Origin of the sequence: Microvirga sp. TS319, assembly GCF_041276405.1 — a bacterium.
Lineage (GTDB): Bacteria > Pseudomonadota > Alphaproteobacteria > Rhizobiales > Beijerinckiaceae > Microvirga.
The window spans coordinates 1,434,316-1,451,714 of sequence record NZ_JBGGGT010000001.1; the positions used below are offsets into that span (position 1 = coordinate 1,434,316).

Sequence of the window (17,399 nt, forward strand, 5' to 3'; positions counted from 1 at the left end):
AGTAAACGTGCATTGTTTGCAAGCTCTCGGCAGGCACTGTGGCATGAGCAACTTTGTTATGCGGATTTTTCTTGCAAGCGATTGTTGTCGTCTCATGCTGAGACCAGCACGGCAATGATCCAAACCGAACCTAGCCTGGCTCGGCTGGGCACTCTGCCCTTCTAGGATAAATCCGATGGGCACCATCAAGGAGGATTTCACATTGGGCATGTCACGCTAACCTGAAGGGACGGTAATGGGCCCGATCTTGTGGATCTCAGGCAAGCACACTAGGTGCGGCTTTCCATGCCGCCACTGCCTGGAGGCGGTACAGACAGGTGGCGAGAGCAGAGCGGTGCGCGCGAGGTGGTACGAACAGGTCCTGACGGATGAAAAGATGGTTGTGAACCGCTGCAGACCTCCCGCTGACCGAAAGCCCTGCGTCATGCGCTTTCGCTTTCGCAGCGGCACGTGCGAGTTCTCTGCTCTGTTGTTCAAGCCCTTGTGGGATCGGTGCTCAACGCTTGGCTGCCTTGGTGTTGCGGCGGGCGTAAGACGGCCCGAACTTCATCGCCCAGCGCCGGACCGTCTCGTAGGAGACGACTACACAACGCTCGAGCAGCATCTCCTCGACGAGCCGCAAGCTCAGTGGGAAGCGGAAGTACAACCAGAATGCATGAGCGATGATCTGAAGTGGAAAGCGGTGGCGCTTGTCGCTGATGGGCTGGATCATGCCAGTCGATCTATACGACCCACTCTCATGCGCGAGTTAATGTGACGCCACCCCGAGAGCTCGTGCTGAAGGAGCTGCACCATCGGCTGCACAACAACCTCCGGATCGTCATCAGCCTGCTGCGCATCACGGAGAAGACCCTGGAGAACCAGCGCGACCGCGAACAACTCGCCGACCTTGGGCAACGGATTCAGGCGCTCAGCGCGCTCCAGGAGGAATTCTACCGTTCCGAGGATTTCCGCCGGGTGAATGTCGCCGGCTTCCTCGAGCGTCTGGCCCGGAACCTCATCGGATTGGCGGGAGGACGCGTGACGCTGTCCAGCGATCTGGAGGAAGCGGAAATGCTGATTGACCTGGCGGTGCCGTTCGGGTTGATGGCGAACGAGGTCATCACCAACGCCCTGAAGCATGCCTTCCCCGACGGGCGCACGGGCCATCTGTCCGTCCGGCTTACGCAAGCCGAGGAGCGGCTGGACCTGACCGTCGCGGACGACGGTGCGGGTTATGCGGGGAGTATGCGGACGGAGGGCTCCGGACTGGGCATGCGCCTCGTTCGGCGGCTTGCCGGCCAGATCGGGGCCGAGATGTCGTTCGAGGGAACCGGAACGGGGACCATATGCCGGATCGGCATTCCAATGTGAACGGCAGGCTGCGCGTCCTCGTCGTGGAGGACGAGTGGCTCGTGGCCGACTAAATCGTGGACATTCTCGAGGAGGCCGGGCACGAGGTCGTCACCGCCGAGGGAGCGCTGAGGCATCTGGAGCGGACCGCCGTTGACATCGCCGTCCTCGACATCAAGCTGAAAGGCTCCATGAGCGGGATCGACGTGGCGCGAGCGGCCCGGGAACGAGGCATCCCGCACGTGTTCATCACGGGATCGGGCGGTCCGGCCACCCGGCAAGCGGCCGAGGCCACGGGACCGGTCGGCTTCCTCCAAAAGCCGTTCAGCCCGGCGGGGTTGATGGCGCTCCTCGCAGGACCCATACGGGAGAAGGCGCACGGGAATTGACGATCCCGCGCGGCAACGAGGCGGTTAATTCCTGGCGAAGGTCTGGATCGGGTCGAGCCTGTGTGAAAACTCGAACAAGCTCAACCTTGGCGCACTATTCGTACAGCTTGATGCCTCTGACCCGGGGAAATCCCGGCCTACTCAAGCCTGTAAGACATAAACTTACTCGAAGGCGTGGCTCGGCAGCGTTTTCACACGCTCTCGGTCAACCTGAGCCCTTAGGCCAGGTTCTACGAAGGTCCTGATACGGCTCCATTCTGGAAATGCGGCGAAGGTAGCGCCACTGCCAAGGACTGACCTTCGGCACCGCTAGCAGGAATGACTGGGAAAGCACTGGACTTCGAGGTCAACTCCACGCCGTCCTGATATGAGACTTTCCAACTCGATTGGTGCCAAGTTCGAATAGCTCGCCCAAGCGGTGAGGGCTTCTTCCCCATCTGAACCAATCCGCCTCAATATCGCCGACGGTTCTTGATGTAGCGATCGAACGCAACCGCGCTGATGATGATGAGTCCGATAATGACCTGCTGGATATATGATGAGACATTGTTGAGAACGAGCCCGTTGACGAGAACCCCGATCAGCGTCGCGCCGATGACGGTCCCGGCAATTGACCCTGCACCACCGAACAGACTCGTTCCGCCGATCACCACCGAGGCGATCACCGTCAGCTCATAGCCCTGCCCCGCTACCGCCTCCGCGGAGTTGAGACGGGCATTGAGAACGAATCCAGCGAGACCTGCAAAAAACCCAACTATCACGTAGACCGAGAGAATGATTCGGTTGACCAAGATGCCAGATAATCTGGCCGCTTCCAGGTTGCCGCCGACAGCATAGACGTTTCGCCCATAGCGCGTGTGGCGCAGCACCACGTGACAGATGAGAGCGCAAAACAGGAAGAGAATTACCGGCACGGGAACCGGCCCGATCACCCCCTGCCCCCACCACCGGAAATTAGCGTCGAAGCCGGAGATCGGACCACCGCCGGAAAACCAGAGCGTCAAACCACGAAAGGCCGATAGGCCTCCCAGAGTCACGACGAAGGGTGGGACCTTCAAGCGCGTGATCGCAAAGCCTTGGATGAAGCCGCACAGCACGCCGATGCCCACAGCTGTGAGCAGCGAGGCGAACCATCCGTAGCCAGTGACCTCGTCGGGACCCAGCGAGAAGGAGTTGCCCGTCGAGCCCTTGGCGACAGCGGCAGCCACAATCGCGGAGAGCGCCAGCACCGAGCCGACGGAGAGGTCGATTCCGGCAGTGAGGATCACAAACGTCATCCCTAGCGCAATGAGGCCCGTAATCGAAATCTGGCGCATCACGTTGAAGAGGTTCGTGGGGTCCAGGAATCGGGGCTCTAAAGCCGCAAATACGGCCATCATGAGAAGGAGGAAGATGAGAGGAGCGAACCGGCTGAGCAGTTCCCAAGGAGACCGCCCCTTCCGGATCTGCGCTGCAGAGTTCACCCCAAAGGCCTGAGCCATCCTTCTCTCCATGAATTCGCGCTCTCAACCTGGTGCCTGGTCACGGTGGGCCAAGGGTCGGTCGAGTGTCATCAGAGCCATCAGCCGCTCTTGAGTCGCCTCGTCGGCCGGGATCTCCCCCGTGATACGCCCTTCCCGCATCGTGACGATCCGGTCGGAGATGGCGAGTATCTCAGGCAGTTCAGACGAGATAACCACGATGGCGATGCCGTTGGCGGCCAAGCTATCCAGAAGCTCATGCACCTCGGCCTTCGCCGCAACATCGATCCCTCGCGTCGGCTCGTCGACAAGCAGCACCTTCGGCTTCACTGCAAGCCAACGTGCCAGCACAATCTTCTGCTGGTTGCCGCCCGACAAATTCGAAATGGGCTGCTCCGGGCTTCTCATCCGAATGTTCATCAAACCGCGGAACTGTTGCAGGTCTGACTGCTCCTTGCGTTCATCGACGAAAATCCCCGCACGCAAGAAGCGGCCTAGAGACGCAATGGAAAAATTGCTCCTGATGGCCTGCTGTAGAAAAAGCGCCTGCTGCTTGCGATCCTCCGGCACAAGCCCGATCCCGAGACGAATGGCGTCGCTTGGAGAGCGGATCCTGACAGGCTGCCCATCTATTTCGATCGTCCCCGCTGCAAGCGGATCCGCGCCGAAGATCGCACGCGCCATTTCCGTTCGCCCTGATCCGACCAAACCGGCAATGCCCAGAATCTCTCCGGCGCGCGCATCGAGATCGATGTCCTGCAGCCTGATCGCCTGCGCACGTGCGCCCTCGGTGCACACCCCCCGAACGTTAAGGCGAACGGCCCCACCCGCATGCCGTGTTGATGGACGCCTGTACAGCTCCGACGCCTTACGTCCGACCATAAGCTCGATCACTGCGGCCGTTGTGAGATCGTTGCGATCCCGTGTGGCGGCGAGCTTTCCGTCGCGTAGGATCGTTAACCTATCACAGACCGTCATCGCCTCTTCGAGACGATGGGTCACAAACATGATGGATACGCCCTCTTGGCGCAGGGTCCTCATGATCACGAGAAGGCGCTGGACCTCCGCTTCCGACAGCGCAGAGGTCGGCTCGTCCATAATGATGAGCCGGGCTTTGATGGAAAGGCCCCGGGCAATCTCGACCAACTGCTGCTCGGCGACAGAGAGTTCCGCAACCGGAGTATCAGGGTCGATGTCCAGCCCCACTCGTCTGGCGATCGCCTGCGCCTCGATTCGCATTCGCTTCCAATCGATCAGGCCCCCTAGCCACAGCGGCTCGCGGCGAATGAAGATATTCTCTGCGACACTCAATTGCGGAATGAGGTTCAATTCCTGATAGATAGTCACGATACCGGCATCCTGGGCGGCCTGCGGGGTTGGCACGGCGATCTCCCGCCCATCCCATAGAATGCCTCCGGCATCGGGAGTCTGAGCGCCCGAGATGATTCTCAACAGCGTGGACTTACCCGCGCCATTCTCGCCCAGTAGGCCATGGACTTCGCCACGGGATACCGAGAGCGTCACCCCGTCGAGTGCCGTGACGCCGGGAAATCGCTTCGTGACATCGCGGATCTGCAAAAGGGGTGAGAAGTCATCCATGACGAGGTTCACAGGGAACTCGGCCGATCCGGCGTGGAACCAGCCCGGCCACCGCTACGACACTTCCGAGATGCGTTCCGCCTTATCTACATTCTCCTTGGTGATCGCCACCGGAGTGAGGAGCTTCACCTGCGTTTCCGGCTTCTTGCCGTCACGCGCGTAGGAAACAGCGATCCTCATCGCCTCGCGGCTCTGCTCGCCGGGAAACTGCTCGATCGTGGCGGCCATCTGCCCAGCGCGGATCGCCTTCAAGGCTTCCGGCAAAGCATCAAAGCCGTAGATGGCAATACCGGTGAGGTTGCGAGCCTTGACGGCTTCCATTGCGCCCAGCGCCATATCATCGTTAGCGCAGACGATCACGTCCGGCTTGCCCTTACCGGCAAGGCCTGCCTCCGTCACTGAAAGCCCTTCGGCCCGTGCGAAATTGGCTGTCTGCTCAAAGACAATCTGATACTTGTCCTTTGCTTTGTCGAGGACGTTGTGCAGACCCTTGTTGCGGTCGATGGCAGGCCCGGCACCCGGTTGTCCCTGCAGGTGAAAGATCTTAGCCCCATTAGGAAACGCTCTCATGATGGCTTCGGCCTGAGCTTCACCGCCCTTCACATTGTCGGCGCCAACATGGGCAAGGATGCCGGACACACCACGAACCTGACGGTCGATCGTGACTACGGGGATGCCAGCCTTCACCGCCTGTTCGAGGGCGGGAGCCATTGCGTTCACCTCCAGGGGTGAAATGATGATAGCGCTCACCTTCTGCGTGATAGCAGCCTCGACATCGGCGGTCTGCTTGGGAACCGAGTTCTGTCCATCGGTCTCGATCAATTGGATGTCGCCCAGCGACTTCGCCTCCGCCTGCAACTGGCGCTGCATGTGGACGAAGAACGGAAAGGACAGGCTCGGAAGAGACGTTGCGATTACAAGCGATTTCGCCTGAGCGAGAACAATCCGCCCTCCAGCGGCGGTGCTGAAAGCAAGTCCGGCGGTGAAAGTCACAAAGTTTCGCCGGGTCAGCAGAATGGACATAACTCTTCCTCCCATGGGCTTGGCCTTGTGGCCAATTGTGCCGAATATAACGCTACCCGAGAATTTGCCCTAGACTATAAAGAGTCTGGACGGCGAACCGACGAATAATCAGGTATATTTTAGGAAAATCGGCAAATTTTCTTATGCAAATCAGGAATAGTTAGGCCTTAAATGGATGCCGCATGTAATGCGAGCTTTGGGATGCTGGTGCGAGCTTGGGCAGAAACTAAGTTGCTAGGCCGGCAAATAGAGGCTGGCCATCTCAACGGGAGATCTCATGAACAAGCCACTTAACTTTCTGAGTACGCTCACGGGATGCTTTGCGGAACTGTCGCAAACCGTTCAGTAACTCAGTTCGGTCTATGCCTCCGGCAAGCTCCAGAGGTTTACGATGTTCAAAGGCCGTCACTTCGATCGCTCGGTAATCCTGCTCTGCGTGCGGTGGTATTTGGCCTACAACCTCAGTCTCCGAAATCTGGAAGAGATGATGGCTGAGCGAGGGATCACCGTCGACCATGCGACGGTGCATCGCTGGGTCATCCGGTATTCACCCGAGCTGCTGAAGCGGTTCAATCAGCGAAAGCGAACCGTCACCGCCAAGTGGCATGTCGACGAGACATATATCAAAGTACGGGGCCAGTGGCGCTATCTCTACCGTGCCATTGATAGCAACGGCGATACCGTCGAATTCTGGTTCAGCGAGCGGCGCAATCTAACTGCGGCGAAACGATTTCTTCGAAAGGCCCTTAAGCGGCATGGCCGTCCCGAGAGGATTGTCTTCGATGGCAGTCAGACCAACCGCGAAGCGATCCTGTCGTGCGATACCGTAGATCGGCTCCAGAGAAGATTGCAGTGAGATCCGAACCCCATTCGCATTCGACACAGTGCCTACCTGAACAATCGCATCGAACAGGATCATCGGGCTGTCAAGGGACGGATCCGACCGATGCTCGGGTTCAAGTCGATGGCGTCCGCTCGGGCGATCCTGGGCGGCATTGAGATGGTTCACATGATTCGCAAAGGACAGGCGAAGTACGCCTGCAATCTGCAGCCCTCTCTCGCCGAGCAGTTCAACATCCTGACTGCGTGAGGCCTGCGCGGGAAATAGCCCTCTTTCTGTCGTCACTGAAAATTCGCGACAGAGCCGCTTGAACTCGGGGGTGAATTCTCGCCTGGTCTTCGTCATCAAACACCTTCCCGCTCCCGCAGGAGCGTATCAGAGGTGTCCGTCAAAGCGAGCGAGGATCACTCGATAGTGACTCAATGGCTTGGGTGAGTCCCCTACCTAGTGTCCGGTCCAGCGGTGTAGGAAAGCGTGGTCAATCGAGATGCAACGCCCGGCCATCACTTCCTTGAGGTCTCTCAAACTGCCTCACGCCGGATTCAGAGCTGCGCCTTTCAGAGCCAGCATCTGACGCGCTTCCGCGGGGCTCGCAACTCGGTAGCCAAGCTCCTCGACCAGGCGGCGGATCTTGCGGACTTGCTCCGCATTGCTCGTGGCAAGCTTGCCGCGCTCGATCATGAGGTTGTCCTCAAGGCCGACCCGCACGTTGCCGCCCAGGATAACGCTCATGGTGCCGAGCGGGAACTGCTGGCGCCCGGCGGCAAGCACGGAGAACTGGTAGTCCGTTCCGAGCAGGCGGTCGGCCGTAGCCTTCATGTGCATGAGCTGCTCGGGCGCGGCGTCGATCCCACCAAAGACACCGAGGACGAACTGGAGGAAGACAGGTCCTTTGAGCAGGCCACGCTTGCGATAGAAGGCCACCGTCTGGATATGGCCGACATCGTAGCATTCGAGCTCGAAGCGCACGCCTCGGCCGTCACCGAGATCGGAGAGGATCGTCTCGATATCCTTGAACGTGTTCTGGAAGATGATGCTGCGCGTCGCCTCCAAGAACTCGGGCTCCCAATCGTGTCGCCATGCTTCGTAGCGCTCGGCCATGGGAAAGAGCCCGAAATTCATCGAACCCATATTGAGCGAGCACATCTCCGGTTCAACCCGCCGCGCCGGAGCGAGGCGCTCGTCGATGCTCATGCGAGAGCTGCCGCCCGTCGAGACGTTGAGGACCGCGTCGGTCTCCCGGGCGATGGTGGATAGGATCTCCTCGAACAGCGCCGGATCGGCGCTCGGCATGCCGGTCTGCGGATCGCGGGCATGAAGATGGATGATCGCCGCGCCGGCCTTGGCTGCGTCGATCGCCTGACGCGCGATATCCTGCGGCGTCACCGGAAGATGCTCGCTCATGGTCGGCGTGTGGATCGAGCCCGTGATGGCGCAGGTGATGATGACGGGCTTGCTCATGCGGCGTCTCCGTAGCCGAGGCCGGTTTCCTTCGCGAAGGTATCGAGGCTGTCCACGAGGATGCCCGTGATCTCGTCGATCTGGTCATCGGTGACGATGAGCGGCGGACAGACGAGGAAGTGGTCACCCAGGCGGCCGCCGCGGGTGCGCCGCGAATAGATGATGAGGCCCTTGTTGTAGGCGATGTCCACCAGCCTGTTATGGGCGTTGAGTTCGACAGGGAGCGGCTCCATGGTCTCGCGGTCCGACACGAGTTCGAAGGCGAGCAGCAGGCCCTTGCCGCGCACGTCGCCGACGAAGCCGTAGCGCTGCATAAGGGCCTGGAGCCGGACCTTCAGCTTGTCGCCCTGCACCTGCGCCGCGTCCACGAGCCCGAGGCGGTCGATCTCGTCGAGCACTGCGAGGCCCGCCGCGCAGGCAAGCGGATTGCCCGCATAGGTGAAGCCGTGAATGAAGCCGCCGCTGTCGATGACCGCGTCCGCGATGCGCCGGTCCGCGACCATCGCGCCGAGCGGCACGTAGCCCGCGCCGAACCCCTTGGAGAAGGCGATCAGGTCCGGCCTCATGCCCCAGTGATCGCAGGCGAGATATTGGCCGGTGCGTCCCGCGCCGCTCATCACCTCGTCGGCGATCAGCAGGATGCCGAACTCGTCGCAGATCCGGCGGATCTCCCCGTAATAGCTGTCGGGGGCCACGAGCGCGCCAGTCGACGCGCCGCCGACCGGCTCCATGATGAAGGCCAGCACCGTCTCGGGCCCCTGCCGGAGGATCTCGTCGCGCAGGTAGCGGGCGTATTTCAGGCCACGCTCGTGGTCGCTCAGATCGTCACGGTCGAGATAACAGGTCGGCGCAGGGATCTTGGGCATCTCGTGCATCATCGGCGAGAACGGCGCGCTCATGAGCGACATGCCGGTGACGCTGAGCGCTCCGAGGCTCGATCCGTGATAGGAGGGGAAGCGGGAGATCACCTTGAACCGTGAAGCCTCGCCCGTCGCAATCGCGTATTGCCGGGCCAGCTTCAGGCAGCTTTCCACCGCCTCGGATCCTCCGGACACGAAGAAGACTCGGTCGAGTCCCGGCGGCATCCGTTCCGCGATCCGCCGGGCGAATTCCTCCGCGGGCTCGTTCTCGAAATGCAGCCGGTAGCCGAAAGTGGATTTCTCCATCTGGCGCCGCATCGCTTCGAGGACCACCGGATTGGAGTGGCCGATGTTCGACACCATTGCGCCGCTCGACCCGTCGAGATAACGCTTGCCCGAGACATCCCACAAGTAGACGCCTTCGGCGCGATCCAGGAGCGGGCGACGCAACCGCGTCTGATAAAACAGGTTCGACATGGTGGCTGGTCCTATTCCCCTCGTTTCGTTCCGCCGGAACGCTCTGGGCTGCTTTTAAGAAACATGGCTCGACAGGAATGAGCAAATAAATAGGATGAACCATCCTCATTCAGGAAAGGAATGGTTCGGCGTAATGCGGGGACGGGTACAAAGATTCGTATGGACGATGGACTGGAATCTCCTGCGGACCTTCATGGTCATCGTGCAGGAGAAGGGAATCACGTCGGCGGCCGAGAAGCTGCGCCTCAAGCAGCCGACGATCAGCAATGCGTTGCGCCGCCTGGAGGGGCATTTCGACTGCCGGTTGATCGAGCGCCGTCCGGGGATCTTCGAGGTGACGCCTGCGGGTCAGCGCCTCTACGCGGAATGCGTGGTTCTCTTCAACACCGTATCGGGTCTCCACGCCCTCGTGCACGACCAGCCCGACGAGGTGACGGGCCGGATCGAGATGGCCTTCGCAAGCCATGTGGTGTGTCCCTTCCTGGACGAAGCGCTCGCGGAATTCCACCGCCACAATCCGCGCGTCACCTTCGCGACTTCGGTGCTCTCCAGCCAGGAGGTGATAACGGCGGTCGCCCGGAAGGATGCGGCCTTCGGGGTCTGTCTGATGCATGAGCGCAATCCCAAGCTGCAGTTCCAGCCCCTCTACCGAGAGAGCTTCGGATATTTCTGCGGCCGCCAGCACCACCTGTTCGGCAAGCGCGGGGTGAGCATGGAGGATCTGCGCGCCGAACCATATGTCTCGTTCAAAACGGACCAGATGGCGGATGCCCTGTGGCCCATCGCCATGCTCCGGCAGCAAGAGGAATTCACCGGCCTGGTCATCGGTACCTCGTCGCACTTGGAAGAGGTCAAGCGGCTCATCATCGCCGGCTTCGGCTTCGGCCCGCTTCCGATCCACGTGGTCGAGGACGACGTGCGCAATGGCCTTCTCTGGCGGCTGCCGCCCTACGAGAATCCGCCTGAGATCATCGTCTATCTGGTCTATGATCCGACCGCTCGGCGCAGCAGGGCCGAAGCGCTCCTGCTGGAGCGCCTGCTGACCCAAATCGACGCGACGCCGCTGGAGCGGCGAACCTACCCGTCCGTCGCTTGACGACAAATCCAGACGAGGGCGGACACACCCGCCCCGGCCTTCCGCGGAAAGACATGAGACGAGCGGCAGCGCTTCCGCTCCCCAGCCCGCGATCCCGCGCTTCTTATGCCCGCTTCAGCCCGACCCGCCGGCTTGCCTGTTCGGGCCAGCCCAAGCGGTCGGAGGCTGCCTTCCAGGCTGTCAGGCGCCCGGCGATCGTCTCGGGCATCGGTGTGGAGCGGCGCTGATCTAGGTTCACGTGCATCGTCACGACTTCCAGGCTCGCTGCCAGAAATCCCTCCTCGATACTCCTGATCTGATGGAAGAGATGAAGGCGCTTCGCGTCGAAATCGAGCAGGCGCGTCTCGATCGCGAAGGGCGCGCGGGCGGGAAGCTCGCGATGGAACACGGTATGCAGCTCCAGTGCGAAGGTCGAGCAGCGCTCCCGTGTCCGGTATTCCGGATCGATTCCGATGCGGTGGAGCCATGCAACCGATGCGATGTCGAAGGCCGTCACATAGGCGGCATTCGTCATGTGGCCGTTGAAATCGATCCACTCGTCACGAACGGTCTCGCGGACCGAGATCCAGGGAGCTTCCATGAACCCGCTTTCAAAATTAATGGATATACGGCCTATGGGAGCCGTCAGGCGCGCTCAAGGCCGCACCATTCCGCTGTGAAGAGCGCAAGGACCTCGCCGACGTGGAGGATGCTGTCAAGCGAGACCCATTCGTCGATGCCATGATAGCTGCCGCCACTCGGTCCATAGCAGGTCGCGGGCGTTTCCCCGTAGAGCTCGAAGAAACGTATGTCGGTCGTCGCCGTGGAGGCGAGCGTCGTCGGATCCGAGCCCATCACGGTCCGGTGAGCCTGCGCGAGCACCCCCATGAAGGGCGCGCCGCGATCGACGACGCATCCCTCCGCCTGGAAGCCCCGATAGGAAATCTCGATATCCGAATGCGCAAGCGCCGGATGCCGTGCCCGCGTGGCTGCGATGGTCTCTTCCACCATCATCCTGACGCTGGCGAGCGGAGTGCCGGGATAGAAACCGACCCGCACCAGCATGGTGGCGGAGCACGGCACAGTCGAGCCCCAATCGCCCCCCTCGATGCGCCCGAGATTGAAGTTCAGGGGATGGGGATTTGCGGCGAATTCCGGATGACGCAGGCTGTGCTGGTTCCACTCCGCCTCCAGCTCCTGGAGAACCTGGAAGAGCATGTGGCAGGCCAGGATCGCGTTCGATCCGACCGAGGCCTCGAGCACATGGGCGGGCTTGCCGATGACGCGGACGGTGACCCACATGACGCCGACCTGCGAGGTCATGATGGTCTGCCCGAAGGGCTCGGGGATGATGGCCGCGTCCGCTCTCTCTCCACGCGCCACGCAGGCAAGCGTCCCGTTGCCGGTGCATTCCTCCTCGATCACGGACTGGAAGGACACGGGCGCCGCCGGCGCGAAGCCGAGATCGCGAAGCGCTTCGAAGGCGAGGCAATAGGCGACAAGGCCGGATTTCATGTCGCCCGCGCCGCGTCCGTAGAGGCGCCCGTCCCGCTCCGAGAGTTCGAAGGCGGGAGAGGTCCAGAGCGATGCCTCGCCCGGGGGCACCACGTCGATATGTCCGTTGAAGATGAGGGAGCGCCCGGCGGGCCGGCCCCGGGGCGCATGCCGGGCGACCACGTTCGGGCGGTTCGCATAATCCGGCATGACCGGGGGCGAGAAGCCCGGCAAATCGCGGATGGCGCTCAAATCCACGTCGAAGGTCTCGACCGCAAGGCCCATCTCCGCGAAGATGTCCGCCATGATCTCCTGCCCCTGTCGCTCGCGTCCGAGGGTGGTGTCGGCGCGCACGAGCCGGCGGAGGCGCTCGACAGCTTGGTCGCGGCGAGCCGCGACGGCCGCGTGCAGGTCTCGCCTGAAGGTCTGGTCCTGGTGCATCGTGTCCTCGGCGGATGAAGAGTGAATCTGACGCGGGCCGGAGGCCGGCTGGTTCCGGAGAGCACAGCCGGGCGGGACGGGAGCGTCAAATAAAAACGGCCAATGCGTCACATTCTCACGCTCTATGAAGAGGCTCGCCCGACCCATTCATCAAAGCAATCAGACTTATTTCAAATATCTATTTGCGAAATGCTCCCACGGCCCTTCTTCTAGGACAGGGACCGCATCAGAAAAGCGGCCGCCACCGGCTTCCTCCCCGAGAGCCGGCATGGTCGACACGAGGGCGTTCGGGGCTGGGAGAGTAGGCAATGTCAAGGTTCTCGCCACGTCGCGTCGCCGCAGGCCTTTCGGTCGCGCTGATGCTCGTATCCGCGGCTGCATCGGCCGATGGGCTGAGCGAAGTCAAAAAGAGCGGCGAGCTGAGCGCTGCCATGAGCGGTGCCTATCCGCCGTTCAACTTCATCGACTCCCACACAAACCAGGTGGTGGGCTTCGACGCGTCGATCGCCGAAGCTATCGCAGAGCGCCTCGGCGTGAAGGCCAAGGTCGTCACGACCGCCTGGGACGGCATCATCGCCGGGCTTCTCGCCAGCAAGTACGATTCCATCATCGGCAGCATGACGATCACACCGGAGCGCGAGAAGGCGGTTGATTTCGTCGGCCCCTATTATCATGCGGGACGTGGCGTGTTCGTCGCGGAGGGGTCGCCCGTCAAGAGCCTCGATGTCCTCAAGGGCAAGACCGTCGGCGTGACCCTCGGCGAGACCCACGAGAAATGGGCGCGTCAGCAGGGCGGCTGGACGATCAAGACTTACAAGGGCCTGCCGGAGCTTCTCCTCGAGCTCAAGGCCGGGCGCGTCGACGCCATTATCGCCGACAACGTGGCGGTCCTCGTTGCGGCCAAGAACAGCGGCGACAAGGTCATGCAGCTCAGCACGCCCGACATCGAGGGCGGCAGCGTCGGGATCGGCATCGCCATTCGCAAGGGCAATCCCGAGCTGAAGGCCGCGATGCAGAAGGCTCTGGACGACATCATGGCAGATGGAACCTACGAGAAGATTTCCATGAAGTGGATTGGCCGCGACATTCGCTGATCTCGAATCCGAGCCCACAGAACCTCAGGGCCATTCGCCCTGAGGTTCCTTTTTCGAGATCACCCTCGCGCCCCGGGAGCCGCTCATGGATTTCGGACTGATAACCCGCATCGTCCCATTCTTTCTCGAAGCAGCCCTCGTCACGGTTGAACTGTCGGTCCTGTCGCTCCTCCTCGGGCTGTCCGTCGCGGCACTGCTGACGGCCGGGAGGCTGTCGGCCTCCGCGCTTCCGCGCGCGGCTGCGACGGCGTATGTGAGCGTGATGCGCGGCACGCCCTGCCTGATCCAGCTCTTCATGCTTTACTTCGGCGGCCCGCAGGTCGGCATCCATCTCAGCGCCTTCGCGGCCGGCGCCATCGGGCTCGGCCTCAACATCGCAGCCTATATGTCGGAGTCCATGCGCGGCGCGATCCTGGCGGTGGACCGGGGACAGGTCGAGGCGGCGCGCGTCATCGGGTTCAGCCGCTCCCAGACCATGCGGCTCGTGGTTCTGCCCCAGGCGGCCCGTCTCATGATCCGCCCGCTCGGCGTGAATGCGGTCGCGCTCGTGAAGGGCACGGCCCTCGTCTCGACGATCTCGGTCGTGGAGCTCACCTATACGGCGCAGCGTTTCATCGGCTCGACCTACAAGCCGTTCGAGATATTCGCCGTCAGCGCCGTGATCTACATGGTGATCATCTACGCTCTCGCGAAGGCCGTCGACGCTCTCGACCGCCGCTACGCAGCTGCCTGACGGAGGCCTGACTTGCAAGGCTTGGATTTCAGCGTCGTCTCGCCCTACCTCGACGTGATCTGGACAGGCGTGGCGTGGACCGCGGTCATCACGGGGATGGCTTCCGTCGTGAGTGTGGCTGGCGGCGTAGTCCTGGCCGTGGCCGTGCTCTACGCTCTATCTATCGTCGCCTATCCGGTGCGCATGTTCAGCTGGGTCTTCATGGGAACCCCGCTTCTCCTGCAGCTCTACCTCATCTATTTCGGACTCGTGCAGATCGGCATTGACATCCCGGCGCTGGCGGCCGGAATCATCGGTCTCGGCCTCCACTTCGCGGTTTACAACGCGGATATCATCCGCGCGGGTATCCTCGCCGTGGACATGGGCCAGATGGAGGGCGCACGCACCATCGGCTTCTCGCGCTGGCAGGCACTGCGCTATGTCGTGATCCCGCAGGCACTTCTCAACACGGCGCCGCCGATCGGCAACAACCTGATCGCGCTCCTCAAGGAATCCGCGATCGTATCGGTGATCGGCGTCGCGGAGCTGGTGCATTCGTCGCAGCTCGCCATCAGCGAGACCTACAGGCCCTTCGAGTTCTACGTTCTTGCGGCCGTGCTGTACTACGTCCTCAACCTAGCCCTCGAGGGCATCCTCAAAATTGTCGAGACAAGAGTGGAGGCGATCCGATGAAGGGCGTGGAGAACAGCGGCGGCGCGCCGTCGCCGATGGTGCAGGTGATCGACGCGCACAAGTCGTTCGGGCCCCTCGAGATCCTGAAGGGGATCAACCTCTCGGTTGGAAAGGGCCAGATCGTCGCCATCATCGGGCCCAGCGGCTCGGGCAAGAGCACGCTCCTGCGCTCGATCAACCACCTTGAGAAGCTCGATCGCGGCGAGGTCTGGGTGGACGGGATCCAGGTCAACAGGCCACTCAGTGGCCGCGCCTTCGAACAGCACATCAACCATGTGCGCCAGCACATGGGCATGGTGTTCCAGCAGTTCAATCTCTTCCCGCATATGACGGTCAGCCAGAACATCACGGCCGGGCCGATCAAACTGCGCAAGATGCCCGCTGCCCAGGCCCGCGATCTGGCGATGGAGCTGCTCGGGAAGGTCGGACTGCAGGACAAGTTCGACGTCTATCCATCGAAGCTGTCGGGCGGGCAGAAGCAGCGCGTCGCCATCGCCAGAGCCCTCGCGATGGCGCCCTCGGTCATGCTCTTCGACGAGGCCACTTCGGCGCTCGACCCTGAACTGGTCGACGAGGTCAACCTGGTGATGAAGCAGCTTGCCAAGGAGCACATGACCATGATCATCGTCACGCACGAGATGCGTTTCGCCAGCGAAGTCGCGGACCGGGTGCTGTTCATGGACGGGGGCGTGGTGGTGGAGGAGGGCCCTCCCAGTCAGATCTTCACGAATCCCACCATGGACCGCACACGGGCGTTCCTCAAGAAGCACTTGGCCACGTGAGCGGCCGCAGGAGACACGATAGAGCCATGATGGACAAGAGCTTTCCCGATTTCGGCCTCTCCCACGAGGAGCGGCGTCGCGCCGTGCTCGGCCACTATTACGAGCAGCCCGGCATGGACGGGACGCGCGGCGAGATCTGGTGCTACACCGACCGCTATTCCTATCGGGCCGGGGATATCGTCACGCTCTTCGTCAGCTCCACGGCCGAGCGTTACCGGCTCGACATCGTGCATGACGGCGGCAGCGAGACCCCGGTCGTGACCGTCGAGGGCCTGAGCGCCCGTTGGCAGGATACGCCGGACCAATGCTCCGTCACCGGCTGCGGTTGGACGGATTCGCATGCCTTCCGCATTCAGCCCGAATGGCCCTCGGGCGCCTACCGCATCACCTTGACGGCGGAGGGCCGCGACGGAAGGCTGATCCGCTGTCATCATCTTTTCATCCTGCGTCCTGATGCCGGGGCGAAGCCCGGGCGGGTCCTTCAGGTGGCGGCGACCGGCACCTGGACCGCCTACAACACGTGGGGCGGCTCCAATCACTACCAGGGCCTCACCGGCCCGAAGCGCAACCAGTACGCGCCAGTGGTCAGTATCGAGCGGCCATTCTGCCGCGGCTTCGTGGTACTTCCGCCGGATGCCCCGCGCGTGCCTCTGGACGTCCCGGTCCCGCCCGCCATGCCGCCGCGCTATCCGCACATGGAATGGGCCTACGCCCACGGCTACAGCAAGAAATACGCCTCCTCCGGCTGGGCGAGTTACGACAGCCATTTCTTCCGTTGGGCGGAACGCGCCGGCTACGCGGTCGATCTCGCGAGCCAGCACGAGTTGCATTTCACGCCGGAAATCCTCGATGGCTACGATTGTGTCGTCTTCGTCGGGCACGACGAGTACTGGACATGGGAGATGCGCGACGCGGTCGAGAGATACGTCCGCAACGGCGGCAAGGCCGCGCGCTTCGCCGGGAACTTCATGTGGCAGACGCGCCTGGAGGACGGAGGCCGCCGTCAGATCTGTTACAAGTACCGCGCCGAGGAGGATCCGATCCTCGAAGGCGGCGACCTGACGCGCCTGAGCACCTCCTGGGAGGACCCGCGGATCGGCCGTCCGGGCTCGCAGACCTTCGGCCTCATAGCGACACGTGGGCTCTATGTGGGCTGGGGCGGCTGCGCGCCCCGTGGCGTCCGCGGCTTCCCGATCTACCGGCCGGAGCATTGGGCCTTCGCCGGGACGGGGATCTACTACGGCGATCTCCTCGGGGCGGATTCCCACATCTTCGGATACGAGGTCGACGGCCTTGATTACGTCATCGAGGGTGGCCTGCCGCGGCCCGCCGAGGGCAGCGGCGCACCGGACGGCCTTCAGATCCTCGGGTTGGGGATGTCGTCTCTCAAGGAGGAGAGTGCTGATATTCCGGCGGACGATCAGTTTCTCTCCGATGAGGATGCGCGCTTCGTCGCCCGTACGCTCGTGGGCAACGACGGGCTCGAGGCGGTCGACAAGATCAAGCGCGGCGCCGGCATGATCGTCAATTTCCCCATGGGGCGGGGCGAGGTCTTTCATGCGGGTACCTGCGAATGGGTTGCTGGCCTTCTGCGGCAGGACCCCATGGTCGGGCGCGTGACCGCCAACGTCCTTGATCGCTACCTTAGCGGACACTGAGCGGATGC

At 62.2% G+C, this 17,399-nt stretch carries 15 protein-coding genes and 2 pseudogenes; 9 read left to right on the forward strand and 8 right to left on the reverse strand.

The features are described 5' to 3' along the window. Positions 1-256: 256 nt before the first annotated feature. Positions 257-712, reverse strand: a pseudogene (locus AB8841_RS06560) (DDE-type integrase/transposase/recombinase). A 41-nt stretch (positions 713-753) separates the two neighbouring features. Here AB8841_RS06560 and AB8841_RS06565 point away from each other — a divergent pair. Together AB8841_RS06565 and AB8841_RS06570 are read left to right on the forward strand one after the other, a co-directional pair. Then, positions 754-1,353: a sensor histidine kinase gene (locus tag AB8841_RS06565; RefSeq protein WP_370435008.1), complete on the forward strand. Its 600-nt coding sequence runs from the start codon at positions 754-756 to the stop codon at positions 1,351-1,353. Between the two features lie 56 nt (positions 1,354-1,409). After that, a complete protein-coding gene (locus tag AB8841_RS06570; RefSeq protein ID WP_370435009.1) occupies positions 1,410-1,721 on the forward strand; it encodes a response regulator in 312 nt (103 codons plus the stop codon). A gap of 452 nt (positions 1,722-2,173) precedes the next feature. On the opposite strand, the gene AB8841_RS06575 is transcribed toward AB8841_RS06570, so the two are convergent. The 3 genes from AB8841_RS06575 to AB8841_RS06585 are packed head-to-tail and all read right to left on the reverse strand — an operon-like array spanning position 2,174 to position 5,803. Next, entirely contained in the window at positions 2,174-3,202 is a 1,029-nt protein-coding gene (locus tag AB8841_RS06575) for an ABC transporter permease (RefSeq protein WP_370435010.1), read from the reverse strand. 24 nt (positions 3,203-3,226) lie between these two features. Then, a complete protein-coding gene (locus AB8841_RS06580) occupies positions 3,227-4,780 on the reverse strand; it encodes a sugar ABC transporter ATP-binding protein (protein WP_370435011.1) in 1,554 nt (517 codons plus the stop codon). Between the two features lie 54 nt (positions 4,781-4,834). After that, complete coding sequence (locus AB8841_RS06585) at positions 4,835-5,803, reverse strand: substrate-binding domain-containing protein (RefSeq protein ID WP_370435012.1); 969 nt, start codon at positions 5,801-5,803, stop codon at positions 4,835-4,837. A 391-nt stretch (positions 5,804-6,194) separates the two neighbouring features. On the opposite strand from AB8841_RS06585, the pseudogene AB8841_RS06590 reads away from it, so the two are divergent. Next, positions 6,195-6,893 (forward strand): annotated as a pseudogene (locus tag AB8841_RS06590) (IS6 family transposase). A 282-nt stretch (positions 6,894-7,175) separates the two neighbouring features. On the opposite strand, the gene AB8841_RS06595 reads toward AB8841_RS06590, so the two are convergent. Beyond that, positions 7,176-8,105: a 3-keto-5-aminohexanoate cleavage protein gene (locus AB8841_RS06595; RefSeq protein ID WP_370435013.1), complete on the reverse strand. Its 930-nt coding sequence runs from the start codon at positions 8,103-8,105 to the stop codon at positions 7,176-7,178. After that, the gene (locus tag AB8841_RS06600; RefSeq protein ID WP_370435014.1) at positions 8,102-9,442 is read right to left on the reverse strand and encodes an aspartate aminotransferase family protein; all 1,341 of its coding nucleotides are present in this window, start codon (positions 9,440-9,442) and stop codon (positions 8,102-8,104) included. The genes AB8841_RS06595 and AB8841_RS06600 overlap by 4 nt, the downstream gene beginning before the upstream one ends. Positions 9,443-9,608: 166 nt before the next feature. On the opposite strand from AB8841_RS06600, the gene AB8841_RS06605 reads away from it, so the two are divergent. Continuing rightward, positions 9,609-10,538, forward strand: coding sequence for a LysR family transcriptional regulator (locus tag AB8841_RS06605; protein ID WP_370435015.1), 930 nt, complete (start codon positions 9,609-9,611; stop codon positions 10,536-10,538). A 103-nt stretch (positions 10,539-10,641) separates the two neighbouring features. On the opposite strand, the gene AB8841_RS06610 is transcribed toward AB8841_RS06605, so the two are convergent. Further along, positions 10,642-11,118, reverse strand: a complete 477-nt coding sequence (locus AB8841_RS06610; protein ID WP_370435016.1) for a thioesterase family protein — start codon at positions 11,116-11,118, stop codon at positions 10,642-10,644. Positions 11,119-11,162: 44 nt separating this feature from the next. Further along, a complete protein-coding gene (locus tag AB8841_RS06615) occupies positions 11,163-12,452 on the reverse strand; it encodes an ArgE/DapE family deacylase (RefSeq protein ID WP_370435017.1) in 1,290 nt (429 codons plus the stop codon). Between the two features lie 308 nt (positions 12,453-12,760). On the opposite strand from AB8841_RS06615, the gene AB8841_RS06620 reads away from it, so the two are divergent. The 5 genes from AB8841_RS06620 to AB8841_RS06640 all read left to right on the forward strand — a co-directional run bounded on the left by AB8841_RS06620 (position 12,761) and on the right by AB8841_RS06640 (position 17,391). Next, positions 12,761-13,546 (forward strand): ABC transporter substrate-binding protein, encoded by a 786-nt coding sequence (locus tag AB8841_RS06620; RefSeq protein WP_370435018.1) that lies wholly within the window; start codon positions 12,761-12,763, stop codon positions 13,544-13,546. 85 nt (positions 13,547-13,631) lie between these two features. After that, the gene (locus AB8841_RS06625; protein WP_370435019.1) at positions 13,632-14,279 is read left to right on the forward strand and encodes an amino acid ABC transporter permease; all 648 of its coding nucleotides are present in this window, start codon (positions 13,632-13,634) and stop codon (positions 14,277-14,279) included. Between the two features lie 12 nt (positions 14,280-14,291). Then, entirely contained in the window at positions 14,292-14,951 is a 660-nt protein-coding gene (locus AB8841_RS06630; protein WP_370435020.1) for an amino acid ABC transporter permease, read from the forward strand. A gap of 35 nt (positions 14,952-14,986) precedes the next feature. Continuing rightward, positions 14,987-15,733: an amino acid ABC transporter ATP-binding protein gene (locus tag AB8841_RS06635; RefSeq protein WP_370435559.1), complete on the forward strand. Its 747-nt coding sequence runs from the start codon at positions 14,987-14,989 to the stop codon at positions 15,731-15,733. Positions 15,734-15,759: 26 nt separating this feature from the next. After that, on the forward strand, positions 15,760-17,391 hold the full coding sequence (locus tag AB8841_RS06640) for a N,N-dimethylformamidase beta subunit family domain-containing protein (RefSeq protein ID WP_370435021.1): 1,632 nt from the start codon (positions 15,760-15,762) through the stop codon (positions 17,389-17,391). Positions 17,392-17,399: the final 8 nt, after the last annotated feature.

Coding starts and splice junctions, on each gene's coding strand:
- AB8841_RS06575 (WP_370435010.1), bottom strand. CDS start 3,202: ATGGCTCAGGCCTTTGGGGTGAACTCTGCAGCGCAGATCCGGAAGGGG.
- AB8841_RS06580 (WP_370435011.1), bottom strand. CDS start 4,780: ATGGATGACTTCTCACCCCTTTTGCAGATCCGCGATGTCACGAAGCGA.
- AB8841_RS06585 (WP_370435012.1), bottom strand. CDS start 5,803: ATGTCCATTCTGCTGACCCGGCGAAACTTTGTGACTTTCACCGCCGGA.
- AB8841_RS06595 (WP_370435013.1), bottom strand. CDS start 8,105: ATGAGCAAGCCCGTCATCATCACCTGCGCCATCACGGGCTCGATCCAC.
- AB8841_RS06600 (WP_370435014.1), bottom strand. CDS start 9,442: ATGTCGAACCTGTTTTATCAGACGCGGTTGCGTCGCCCGCTCCTGGAT.
- AB8841_RS06605 (WP_370435015.1), top strand. CDS start 9,609: ATGGACTGGAATCTCCTGCGGACCTTCATGGTCATCGTGCAGGAGAAG.
- AB8841_RS06610 (WP_370435016.1), bottom strand. CDS start 11,118: ATGGAAGCTCCCTGGATCTCGGTCCGCGAGACCGTTCGTGACGAGTGG.
- AB8841_RS06615 (WP_370435017.1), bottom strand. CDS start 12,452: ATGCACCAGGACCAGACCTTCAGGCGAGACCTGCACGCGGCCGTCGCG.
- AB8841_RS06620 (WP_370435018.1), top strand. CDS start 12,761: ATGTCAAGGTTCTCGCCACGTCGCGTCGCCGCAGGCCTTTCGGTCGCG.
- AB8841_RS06625 (WP_370435019.1), top strand. CDS start 13,632: ATGGATTTCGGACTGATAACCCGCATCGTCCCATTCTTTCTCGAAGCA.
- AB8841_RS06635 (WP_370435559.1), top strand. CDS start 14,987: ATGGTGCAGGTGATCGACGCGCACAAGTCGTTCGGGCCCCTCGAGATC.
- AB8841_RS06640 (WP_370435021.1), top strand. CDS start 15,760: ATGATGGACAAGAGCTTTCCCGATTTCGGCCTCTCCCACGAGGAGCGG.